This is a genomic window from Rhodococcus kronopolitis (assembly GCF_042654025.1).
GTDB lineage: Bacteria > Actinomycetota > Actinomycetes > Mycobacteriales > Mycobacteriaceae > Rhodococcus_G > Rhodococcus_G kronopolitis.
The window spans coordinates 191,938-202,448 of the sequence record NZ_JBHSFO010000014.1 but is presented as its reverse complement, the minus strand read 5'-3'; the positions used below and the strand labels follow the sequence as shown (position 1 = coordinate 202,448).

The 10,511-nt window shown below is 70.3% G+C and carries 10 protein-coding genes; 7 read left to right on the top strand and 3 right to left on the bottom strand.

Annotated elements, in window-relative coordinates; translation table 11 throughout:
- Window positions 1–598: 598 nt before the first annotated feature.
- From ACFO6S_RS19555 to ACFO6S_RS19540, 4 genes are all read left to right on the top strand, one after another.
- A complete protein-coding gene (locus ACFO6S_RS19555; RefSeq protein WP_378419639.1) occupies window positions 599–1,081 on the top strand; it encodes a MarR family winged helix-turn-helix transcriptional regulator in 483 nt (160 codons plus the stop codon).
- Window positions 1,074–2,852 (top strand): AMP-dependent synthetase/ligase, encoded by a 1,779-nt coding sequence (locus ACFO6S_RS19550; RefSeq protein WP_378419638.1) that lies wholly within the window; start codon window positions 1,074–1,076, stop codon window positions 2,850–2,852. Before ACFO6S_RS19555 ends, ACFO6S_RS19550 begins: the two co-directional genes overlap by 8 nt.
- A 74-nt stretch (window positions 2,853–2,926) precedes the next feature.
- A complete protein-coding gene (locus tag ACFO6S_RS19545; protein ID WP_378419637.1) occupies window positions 2,927–3,901 on the top strand; it encodes a hypothetical protein in 975 nt (324 codons plus the stop codon).
- Window positions 3,898–5,211, top strand: a complete 1,314-nt coding sequence (locus ACFO6S_RS19540; protein ID WP_378419636.1) for a methyltransferase family protein — start codon at window positions 3,898–3,900, stop codon at window positions 5,209–5,211. Before ACFO6S_RS19545 ends, ACFO6S_RS19540 begins: the two co-directional genes overlap by 4 nt.
- A gap of 41 nt (window positions 5,212–5,252) precedes the next feature.
- Here ACFO6S_RS19540 and ACFO6S_RS19535 read toward each other — a convergent pair whose 3' ends face one another.
- Both ACFO6S_RS19535 and ACFO6S_RS19530 read right to left on the bottom strand, forming a co-directional pair.
- Window positions 5,253–5,852: a hypothetical protein gene (locus ACFO6S_RS19535; RefSeq protein WP_378419635.1), complete on the bottom strand. Its 600-nt coding sequence runs from the start codon at window positions 5,850–5,852 to the stop codon at window positions 5,253–5,255.
- An 80-nt stretch (window positions 5,853–5,932) separates the two neighbouring features.
- On the bottom strand, window positions 5,933–6,748 hold the full coding sequence (locus tag ACFO6S_RS19530; RefSeq protein ID WP_378419634.1) for an SDR family NAD(P)-dependent oxidoreductase: 816 nt from the start codon (window positions 6,746–6,748) through the stop codon (window positions 5,933–5,935).
- A 149-nt stretch (window positions 6,749–6,897) separates the two neighbouring features.
- On the opposite strand from ACFO6S_RS19530, the gene ACFO6S_RS19525 reads away from it, so the two are divergent.
- The 3 genes from ACFO6S_RS19525 to ACFO6S_RS19515 all read left to right on the top strand — a co-directional run bounded on the left by ACFO6S_RS19525 (window position 6,898) and on the right by ACFO6S_RS19515 (window position 9,588).
- Window positions 6,898–8,478, top strand: coding sequence for a carboxylesterase/lipase family protein (locus ACFO6S_RS19525; RefSeq protein WP_378419633.1), 1,581 nt, complete (start codon window positions 6,898–6,900; stop codon window positions 8,476–8,478).
- A gap of 117 nt (window positions 8,479–8,595) precedes the next feature.
- Window positions 8,596–9,102, top strand: a complete 507-nt coding sequence (locus ACFO6S_RS19520) for an SRPBCC family protein (protein WP_378419632.1) — start codon at window positions 8,596–8,598, stop codon at window positions 9,100–9,102.
- A 51-nt stretch (window positions 9,103–9,153) separates the two neighbouring features.
- Complete coding sequence (locus ACFO6S_RS19515) at window positions 9,154–9,588, top strand: hypothetical protein (RefSeq protein WP_378419631.1); 435 nt, start codon at window positions 9,154–9,156, stop codon at window positions 9,586–9,588.
- Window positions 9,589–9,651: 63 nt separating this feature from the next.
- On the opposite strand, the gene ACFO6S_RS19510 is transcribed toward ACFO6S_RS19515, so the two are convergent.
- The gene (locus tag ACFO6S_RS19510; protein ID WP_378419650.1) at window positions 9,652–10,437 is read right to left on the bottom strand and encodes an aldo/keto reductase; all 786 of its coding nucleotides are present in this window, start codon (window positions 10,435–10,437) and stop codon (window positions 9,652–9,654) included.
- Window positions 10,438–10,511: the final 74 nt, after the last annotated feature.

The following is a 10,511-nucleotide window of genomic DNA, read 5'->3' as shown; positions in this document are numbered from 1 at the left end:
CGATTGCCTCGCATCACAGCCTTTAGGGGTTGTGGTGCGGGGCATTTCGCGTTTCCGGGGGTGTTTTGTGCGGCCCGGGTGCCGCCGGCCCCTGGCCATCGGCCACGGTGCCAGCCCTCCGGTGTCATCGAGTGAACGGTTCCGTTCATTCGATTGCATCGAGTGGATGTGCCGTTCACTCGGTTCGGATGTGGTCGGCCGGGAGTCCGGGAGTCCGGCGGTCCCCGGCGACGGGTGTCGGCGGTCCCGGGCGACGGGTGCCGGTTGGCTGTCAGTCCTTGTTCTGTCTTGTTCGTGTCGGGTGTGCCCTCGTGCCGCGACCCCTGTGTGGGGTGGTGGTGTGGGGGCTTTTCGTGTTTCCGGGGGTGTACAGCCCCCGCCGGCCGCCTGCCTGTCGGCTGCCTCCCAGCTCCGGCGGGCTGCCGGTTGGTGGGCGAGTGAATGTGCCGTTCATTCGATTACATCGAATGAACGCTTCCGTTCATTCGATGTGGGGGACGGGCGGGCAGTGGGGAGGGGTGACGCGGGCCGAAATGCATTCGAGCGGTGTGACAGTACGCACGGGTACGAAAGTGGTGAACGGCGTTATAGTTGCGTAGTGCAACACGAACTGGGTGGCGCTGCCGCCGTGCACGAGGAGATCGTGCACCTCGTGCGGGAGCTGATGACGGGTGACCGGCCGAACGAGGGGACGCCGACTTTCGCCCAGCATTCCGTGCTCTCCTTCATCGCCCGCAATGCGGGCTGCCGTGCCACTCAGATTGCCGACACGTTCGGTGTGCACCGGTCGACGGTGTCCCGTCAGGTTCGGGTGTGTGTCGAGTCGGGGTGGATCCGAGCCGAGTCCGGACCGGTCCGCAACGGTCATCCGCTCTGCATCACCGACATGGGCGAGTCCGTCCTCGCCGAGGCGGACCGACTTCGTCGCGCCGAGGTCGAGGCCAGGACGCGGTCCTGGTCCGACGACGAGGTCGCCGACTTCGCCCGCCTCCTGCACAGGTTTCGTCTGAGCCCGACCGCGCCGCGGTCCACCACCACTTCCCACCCAACAGAGACCGTCGGAGATGACTCCCGTGCGTGAATACATGTCCAATGCCACATTCACCGTCGCCGAGAACGACGCACTCGTCCGAACCGTGTATTCGCATGCCGCTGTCACGCCGGAGTTGGTGTTGTTCTCCCGGCCTGTCGGTGAGCAGTGGGTGGACGTCACGGCGGCGGAGTTCGAGCAGCTCGTCACCGGAGTGGCCAAGGGGCTGATCGCGTCGGGCGTGCAGCCAGGCGACCGCGTGATCCTGCTGTCCGCGACCCGCTTCGAGTGGACTCTGTTCGACTTCGCGATCTGGGCGGCAGGCGCCGCCTCGGTACCGGTCTACGATTCGTCCTCGGCGGAGCAGATCGCGTGGATCGTCGAGGACTCCGGGGCAACCGTCGCGATCGTCGAGACCGCCGAGCATGCCCGGGCATTCGATGTGCGGACGGTACGGGCGCTGCAGATCGAGGACGGCGCGGTCGACGCGCTGCTGTCCGCCGGCCGTGAGCTCGACGACGACGTGGTCCGGCAGCGGGTGGACGCGATCCGCGCCGGCGATCTGGCCTCGCTCGTGTACACCTCGGGCACCACCGGACGGCCCAAGGGCTGCATCCTGACCCATCGGAACTTCCTGTCCGAGGTGCGCGGCATCCTCTCCGCGTCGATCGCGGAGGTGGCCAAGCCCGACAATCGGATGCTCACCTTCCTCCCGCTCGCCCACGTCCTGGCGCGTGCGGTCTCGTTGGCCATGTTCGAGGCCGGCGGGATCCAGGCGCACTGGTCGAACTTCGGGACCATCGTCGGGCAGTTCGCCCGGTTCCGCCCCAACACGATTCTCGGTGTCCCGAGGGTGTTCGAGAAGGTGCGTGATGCGGCGGCGCAGTCCGCGTCCGACGGCGGCGCGGTGAAGAAGGCCGTGTTTGCGTTCGCCGAGTCCACCGCCGTCGAGTACAGCGAGGCACTCGACGAGGGCGGGCCGTCGATGCTGCTGCGGCTCAAGCACCTGGTCGCGGACCGACTCGTCTACGCCAAGCTTCGCGCGGTGCTCGGTGGTGAGTGCTGGTGGGCGATCTCGGGTGGCGGCGCGTTGATGCCGCGGCTCGGCCACTTCTACCGCGGCCTCGGGGTGCCGATCTACGAGGGCTACGGTCTGACCGAGTCCACCGCGGCGCACTGCGTCAACATTCCCGGCGCGCAGAAGATCGGCAGTGTGGGACAGCCGCTGGGCGGCAACGCCGTCCGGATCGCGGCCGACGGCGAGATCGAGCTGGCCGGCGGTGTGGTGTTCGACGGCTACTGGCGTAACGAGCAGGCCACCGCGGACGCCTTCGACGGCGACTGGCTCCGCACCGGCGACCTGGGCGAGCTCGACGACGACGGCTTCCTCACCATCACCGGGCGGAAGAAGGACCTGCTGGTCACCGCAGGCGGGAAGAACGTCTCGCCCGGCCCGCTCGAGGACCGGATGCGCTCGCACGCGCTGGTCTCCCAGGCCGTGGTGGTGGGCGACGCTCGTCCGTTCATCGGTGCGCTGATCACGGTGGACCCCGAGGAGTTCCGCCGCTGGCGGACCGCGCACGGCAGGGCCGACGATGTCACCATCGCCGACCTTCGGGCGGACCCGGAGCTGCTGGCGGACCTGCAGCGGGTGGTCGACGACGCCAACTCGACGGTCTCGCACACCGAGGCGATCAAGAAGTTCGTCGTCCTCGCGCGCGATCTCACCGAGGCGGACGGCGAGCTCACCGCGACCCTGAAGATCAAGCGCAACGTGGTGTCCGCGCGGTTCGCCGAGGACATCGACGCTCTGTATCGCTGACCTCCCGCCCGCGCCCGTGAGGACGCGCGTCCGTTGTCGGCTGACCGGTCCGCCCGCTGTGGTGGACTGGGCCGATGAGCACCGAACCCGAGCCTGCCGCGACCGCGCCCCGTCGACGGGCACCGGGTCGCGCGCAGTGGACGCTGGCGGCGTTGATCGTGGTCTTCGTCGTCGGGGTGGTGACCGTCAAGATCCTGCGGCACTACGAGCTCGGACAGACCGCCGCGTTCTACATCGGTCTGCCCGCGCTGTTTGCGCTGATGCTCACGCTGTCGACGCCGTCCGACAATCCGTACGGCATGGTGATGAAGGCCGTGAGCATCTTCCTGCTGCTCTCGATGGTGGTGCTCGGCGAGGGACTGGTGTGCGTGCTGTTCGCCGCGCCGCTGTTCTACGGTGTCGGCCTCGTCGTGGCGGTGATCGTCGACTCGGTGCGCCGGTCCACACGAAAGGACAAGGGCGCGGCCATCTTCGCGCTCCCGGTGCTGCTGTTCGGGCTGGCGGCCCTCGAGGGTGTGGTGCCGGCGCTGACGCTGCCCGGTGACGATGCTGCCGGGAGTTCGCTCGTCGTCGAGGCCACTCCCGCTCAGGTCGAAGCGGCGGTGGCCCGCCCGCTCGACTTCGCGACGGTGACACCGACCGGTGTTCTCGCCCTCGGGTTTCCACGTCCGGTGGCCGACCACGGCGGCGGGCTCGAGGTCGGGGGCCGGCGGACGATCCTCTTCGACGGCGCGCACCACCGTCCGGGGCTGCTGCCGCAGCACCACTGGGGCGAGCAGGACTCCCGACTCGAACTCGAGGTGGTGTCCCGCACCGAGAACTCGGTGCGGATGCACACGGTTGCCGACACCTCGCCGATGTCGACCTGGCTGACCTGGCGCGAGGTCGACATCAGCTGGCGCGCTCTGGACGCCGTTCGCACCGAGGTGACGTGGAATCTCGACTTCACGCGAAACCTCGACCCCGCGTGGTACTTCGGCCCCATCGAGAAGCACGTCGTCGGGCGGTCCGCCGACTACCTGCTGTCCGCCCTCGACCTGCACACGTGACGCCCGAGGCGCTCGGGGTCGGGGTGTTGCGCTCGGCCGTGCTGCTGGTGCCGGTCCTGTTCGGCGCGGTCCTGGTGCTCGTGACCCGGACCGACCACGCCGGCCGGGACCGGGCCAGTACCGACCGGCTCCACGCCGGCGCCGCGCTCGCGACGCTGTGGAACGCCACTGCGCTGCTGGTGGTCAACGCGACTGCGGTACATGCGGGTTGGTGGACCTTCGGCACCGAGGGGGCGTCGTGGTCAGGGGTGCCGATCGACGTGGTGTTCGGCTGGGCGGTGCTGTGGGGTGCGGTGCCGGTGTTGCTGGGCCGGTGGGTGCGTCCGTGGCTGACCGCGCTCGTGCTGGTCGCGGCCGACGCGGTCGCCATGAAGGGACTGGCACCGATGGTGGTGCTGGGCGAGTCGTGGTGGTGGGGCGAGGCGACGGCCGTGGCGGTGGCCCTGGTGCCCGGGCTGGTCCTCGGTCAGTCCACCGCGACCGGTCGGGCCCTGCGGACGAGGGTGGTGTTGCAGGTGCTGCTGTTCGCGGCGCTGCTGCTGTTCGTGGTCCCGACGGCGACCTTCGCGAGCACCGGTACCGGCTGGTCGGAGCGCCTCGCGGTGGTGGGTGGGCCGGTGGACCTGCTGCTGGCGCAGGTCGCGCTCGTGGCGGGGGTCGTCGCGTTGCGGTCCGTGGCGGAGTTCGCGTGCCACGGCGGCACCCCGTTTCCGTGGGATCCGCCCGATCGGCTCGTGTGCACGGGTCCGTATGCCTACGTGGCGAATCCGATGCAGGTGTGCGCGGTCCTGATACTGGCGCTCGGCGCGGTGATCGTGTCCGAGCCGTGGCTCGCGGCCGTCGCAGTGACCGGTGCGGTGTTCGGAGCAGGCGTCGCGTCGTGGCACGAACGGGCCGCGTTGCGTGGCCGTTTCGGTTCGGCGTGGCTCGCCTATCGGCGTCAGGTCCGGGACTGGTTGCCGCGGTGGCGGCCGACCCCGCTGCGCCCGGTGGGGGTGCTGTACCCCGCGGCCGGGTGCGATCCGTGTTCGGAGCTCGGTGACTGGTTCGCCCGCCGCGGCGGGACGGCGTTGCGCCTGGTGCCGGCCGAAGACCATCCCGAGCCGCTCGTCCGGCTGCGTTACGAGTGTCCCGTGACGGGGGAGTCGGCGGACGGGGTGCGGGCGGTCGGCCACGCGCTCGAGCACCTGAACCTCGGGTGGGCGGTGCTCGGCTGGTTGCTCCGGGCGCCGGTGCTGGCCTCGCTCGCGCAACTGGTCACCGACGCGGTCGGCGGCGGACCTCGCGAGATCCGGTCAGGCGCAGGATGAACGCGCGGGCGGCGCCGGGAAGGCGGCCGTGCGCGGTCGCGTCACCACAGCTTGTAGGCGCTGTCCGAGACGGTGAAACCGTGACCGCTGCCGCTCCCGCAGGTGACGCCGGCGCGCTCGTCGACCGAGCAGGTGAACCCCTGGATGTCCAGGGTGTTGCCGTAGGGCAGGACGCGAGCCGGGCCGTCGAAGCGGTGGAAGGCGGGGTCGCCGAGGTGCACGAATTCGCCGGCGCGGTCCGAGGTCACCCGGACGGCGTTGGGCGCGACCGTGGTTCGGGGAGCGCCCGCCCCCGGGACCCGCGGGGCGTCCGGGGGGAAGGTGCCGTGGCAGCCCGCGACCGGAGTGCCGACGGTGGCGATCGCGCACTCGAACTTCGCCGACGGGCTGGCGAAGTAGTAGGTGCCGGTCTGGGTGCCGGCGTACTCGGCAACCTGCGCCGCAACGTGAGTCGTAGTCGGAGCAGTGGTCGTGGTCGTGGTCGAGCGCGGAGTGGTCGTGGCGGTGGTCGTTGCGGCGATGTCCGAGGTGACGGGGGCGGCCGGAACCGGGCCGCCCCCGTCAGTGTTGTCGCTGCACGCGGTGACAAGAGTCGACGTGGTCAGCACCGCGAGAGCCCAGCCGGCCCGTGAAACACCCATGCCGCCATCGTAGGTTGGCCGTCGGGGCCGTTCGATCCGGTTGACCGACAGTGTCCGGCAGGTCCCGGTCGGTCAGGGACTCAGGGGTTGAGCGGGCGGTTGGTCCAGCCCCCGGACTCGCGCGGCACCCAGCCGCCGGAGCTATGGGTGCCGCCGTCGACATGGATGGTGCTGCCGGTGACGAACCGGGACAGGTCGGAGGCGAGGAACAGGGCCGCGCCTGCCACGTCCTCGGGCCGGCCGGGACCGCCGAGCGGCGACCAGGTCGGCCACAGCGACCGCTGCTCCGCAGGCACCAGCTTGTCGTAGGGCACCTGCACCGACTCGATCAGGTCCGGGGCGATGGCGTTGACCCGGATCCCGGCGGGACCCACCTCCGCGGAGAGCGACCGGGTGAACTGCACGAGTGCGGCCTTGTAGGCGGAGTACACGGTGTGTCCGGGCATCGCCCGGTGCGCCTCGACGGTGGTGAGGTTGACGATCGCACCGTGGCCGCGGTCGGCCATCCCCGGCAGCACCGCGTGGGTCAGGCGCAGGGCATGCCCGAGGTTCACCTCGTGCAGGTCCTGCCACAGCTCCGGACTGTTGGTCGCGAACCGGTGCGGCGCGCGGAGGTAGTGCCCGACGTTGTTGACCAGGATGTCCGGACGGTGCGCGACCAGGGTGGGGTAGGCCGCTTCGTCCCGCACGTCGCACCGGACGGACGCGATCGAGCCGCCCGCGGTGGCGTCGAACTCGAGGTCGCCGACCGGGTCGATGTCGGCGACCAGGACCTGCGCCCCGTGGGCGGCGAAGGCGCGGGCGATGGCCGAACCGATGCCGGCGGCACCGCCGGTCACGACGGCGGTTCGGCCGATCAGCATTGCGCCCGGATCGTAGGCGGGGTGAGTGGTCATGCAGGGGATTCCACACCCACCCGGCCCACTCCGTGCGGGGTGTTCTCGGCCAGCGGGAGGCGCCGCCACGGCGGGCAACATTCCCCGCAGGTCGCGGCCGTCCTTGGTACGTTTGGCTGGGATCTGACCTCGCGTACCAGGAGGCTGATGTGCGGACCGAGCAGGATGCGATCACGACCGAGGCGCAGGGGAGCGCACCGCAGAGCCTGACCGTGGCGACCCGGGACGGCGACGTCCGTGGGTACGCCGACGGGGCGGTGTTCACGTGGAAGGGGATTCCGTACGCGACTGCCGGGCCGCAGCGGCGGTTCCGGGAGGCGTTGGCGCCGGACCCGTGGGACGGCGAGCGGGACTGCCGCGACTTCGGGCCCACCGCGCCGCAGGCCACGGCGATCCAGGTACCGATGGAAGCCGGTATCGGCGCCGACGAGGACTGCCTGTCGGTAAACGTGTGGGCGCCCCGGCCGGACGGCACGCCGCGTCCGGTGATGGTGTGGATCCACGGCGGCGCCTACTGCGTCGGGTCGTCGTCGCAGGCGCTCTACGACGGCCGTCGGCTCGCCGAACTCGGCGACCTGGTGGTGGTCACGCTCAACTACCGGCTCGGGGTGCTCGGCTTCCTCGACCTGTCCTCCTTCTCCGACGGCGACCGCCGCTTCGAGACCAACGTGGGCCTGCGCGACCAGGTGGTGGCGCTCGAGTGGGTGCGGGACTGCATCGCCGCGTTCGGTGGGGACCCCGGGAACGTGACGCTGTTCGGGGAGTCCTCGGGGGCCGGTTCGGTCACCACGCTGATGACCTCGCCGCGGGCCGAGGGCCTGTTCCACCGGGCTATCGCGCAGAGTTCGCCCGCCACCTCCGTCTACGGCGCCGAGCGGGCGGCGGGCGTCGCGGCCCGGTACCTGGAACTGGTCGGGGTGGACGCCGCGGACGCCGACCGGCTCTTCGAGTTGCCGGTCGAGGAGCTGATCGCGGCGGGGGACAAGCTGCTCAGCTCGGTCTCGACCTCGGTCCCGGGCACCCTGGCGATGGCGCCGGTGGTCGACGGGGACCTGGTGCCGCGGTACCCGGTCTCGGCCTTCCGGAAGGGATTCGCGCACCGAATCCCGCTGATCATCGGCACCAACAAGGACGAGGCGTCGCTGTTCCGGCTGTCCCGGTCACCGATCATGCCGGTGACCTCGGACGCGGTGAACCAGATGTTCACCGCGATCGCCGCGGACCATCCGAGCCTGCCCGCGATCCGGGTGGCCGACATCGTCTCGGCCTACCCGGACTGGTCGAAAACCAGTGGTGTGCTTGCGGTCTCGACTGACGCGGCGTTCCGGATGCCGTGTCTGTGGATCGCGGATGCGCACAGCAGGCACTCACCGACCTGGGTGTACCGCTTCGACCAGGCCACCCCGATGCTCCGCGCCGCCCGGGTCGGCGCCACTCACGCGACCGAACTGCCGTACGTGTTCGGCACGTTCGGCGCCTTCACCCCGGACCCGACGTTCTGGCTCGGCGGCCGGAAGGTCGCCCTGGAGGTGTCCGGTCGGATGCAGCGGCGATGGCTGGCCTTCGCCCGGTTCGGGGTGCCGGCGGCGCTGGACGCCTCCAGGCACTGGGCGCCCTACCGCGAGGAGGACCGCGCCACCCTGCTGATCGACAAGTCCGACACCCTGGTGAGCGATCCGGACCGGGGGCTGCGCGAGGCGTGGGGGGACCGGGTGATGGCCTTCCGTTGACGCGCCGACGCCGGGTCGACTCGGGAAAACTGTGCGTTACTCGTAGTTACTGATATTTTGTGGCGACTCCGGTGGCCAAGCCGGTAACCGGCACCCCGACGACCAGGCAGGATCCGCATGTCACCGAGGTTCGAGCTCGAACCCGTCGACCACTCGTTCTTCGACACCGCGCCGCACGTGTCGCGACATCCGATCGACGTCGCCGTCGGCCCCGACGAACTGTGGGCCGAGTTGACGGCTCGGCGTCCGCTGGCGTGGTGCCGGATGCTCACCGATGTCGAGTTCCAGGGGGCGTCGCCGTTCGGCGCGGGCGCCGTCCGGCAGGTCGAGGTCGCCAAGGTGATGCGGATGGACGAGTACTTCTTCCACTGGGACGACGCCGCGCGGCGTCACTCGTTCTACGTGACCTCCGCGAACGTCCCGTTGTTCCGCTCCTTCGCGGAGGACTACCAGGTCACGGAGATTCCGGGCGGCAGCCGGTTGACGTGGACGTTCGCGATGGCGCCGCGGTCCGGGTTGGGTCTGGCGCTGCGACTCGGCGCCCCGTTGAACAAGGCACTGTACTCGTCACTGGCGCACGACACCGCCAAGCGATTCGGCCCGATCCGCGGCGTCGGGAACTGACCGCTGCCTTCGTGGCCGGGCAGCCGTCCGAAGTGACGTAGCGTCGTGTGCATGAGCAAGATGGACGAGGTCGGCGAACGCGAGTCGTGGCGCTGCTGGTTGTGTGACGAGCCGGTGGATCCGGACATGTCGGTCAACGACCCGCGGGGCCCGAGCATCGACAGCATCAACACCGCGAAGAAGGGCAAGGGCGGCCCGGAGCGCCTGGCGCACCGCGCCTGCAACACCAAGAAGGGCGCCGTCAAGCCCGTGGTGCCGTGGTCGGATTCGCTGTTCGTGATCGACCCGGCGCCGATCATCGGCGTGGTCGAGCAGCTCACCCGCAAGCCGGGCCGGGTGGCCGTGGCCCGCTGCCCCTCCAAGTCGGACGCGCAGGACGCCTCCGACTGGTTGCTCGACCGGCTTTCGCGGCTGGCACCGGAGCTGACGCTGGAGACGAAGATCGAGCCCGGCGGCGGCGGGTTCCTGCTGGTCGTCAGCCGCTGACCCGAAGTCCGCCGGCCGAAGCCGGCGAAACGGGTAGATTCCGCTCCCGCAGAGGGCGTCTCGTCAGCCGTTGAACTCGGCCGGGTGCGGCCCCGTCCGGCCGTCGCATTCGAGGGCGTCCACGGCGGCCAGGTCGGTGGCGGACAGCGAGAAGCCGAGGATGTCGAGATTTTCGCGAATCCGTGTCGGCGTCACCGACTTCGGGATGACGATCCGGCCCTGCTGCAGGTGCCAGCGCAGGACGACCTGCGCGGGGGTGCGTCCGTGTGCCTCCGCGATGCGCACGACGGCAGGTTCGGCCAGCACCGCTCCCTGGGCCAGTGGGCTCCAGGCCTCGGTGACGATGCCGTGAGCGCGGTTGAACTCGACGGCGCCGCGTTGCTGCAGGGCGGGGTGGAGCTCGATCTGGTTGACGGCCGGGACGACGGCGGCGGTGTCGAGCAGTCGTTGGAGCTGCTCGGGCAGGAAGTTGGAGACGCCGATCGCGCGTACTCGCCCGTCCGTGTACAGCCGCTCCAGTGCCCGCCAGGTGTCGACGTACCGGTCCAGGGCCGGCGCCGGCCAGTGGATCAGGAACAGGTCCAGGTAGTCGAGGCCGAGCCGGTCCAGGCTGGTGTCGAATCCCGCCAGGGTGGCGTCGTAACCCTGGTCGGTGTTCCACAGCTTCGAGGTGACGAACAGCTCCTCGCGGGGCACGCCGGACGCGGCCAGGGCGCGCCCGGTTCCCGCCTCGTTGCCGTAGACGGCGGCGGTGTCGACGGAGCGGTACCCGGATTCGAGGGCGGCGGCGACGGTCGCCGTGGTCTCGTCGTCGGGTACCTGGAAGACGCCGAAACCGATCTGCGGCATCTCGACGCCGTTGTTCAGGGTGACGGTGGGAACGATGGACACTGGATCTCCTAGGGCTCTGATGCGTATCGGAT

Excerpts from the sequence above, each read along its gene's own strand:
- ACFO6S_RS19545 (WP_378419637.1), top strand. The coding sequence starts at position 2,927 with ATGAGCACCGAACCCGAGCCTGCCGCGACCGCGCCCCGTCGACGGGCA.
- ACFO6S_RS19535 (WP_378419635.1), bottom strand. The coding sequence starts at position 5,852 with ATGGGTGTTTCACGGGCCGGCTGGGCTCTCGCGGTGCTGACCACGTCG.
- ACFO6S_RS19530 (WP_378419634.1), bottom strand. The coding sequence starts at position 6,748 with ATGACCACTCACCCCGCCTACGATCCGGGCGCAATGCTGATCGGCCGA.
- ACFO6S_RS19520 (WP_378419632.1), top strand. The coding sequence starts at position 8,596 with ATGTCACCGAGGTTCGAGCTCGAACCCGTCGACCACTCGTTCTTCGAC.
- ACFO6S_RS19515 (WP_378419631.1), top strand. The coding sequence starts at position 9,154 with ATGAGCAAGATGGACGAGGTCGGCGAACGCGAGTCGTGGCGCTGCTGG.
- ACFO6S_RS19510 (WP_378419650.1), bottom strand. The coding sequence starts at position 10,437 with ATGCCGCAGATCGGTTTCGGCGTCTTCCAGGTACCCGACGACGAGACC.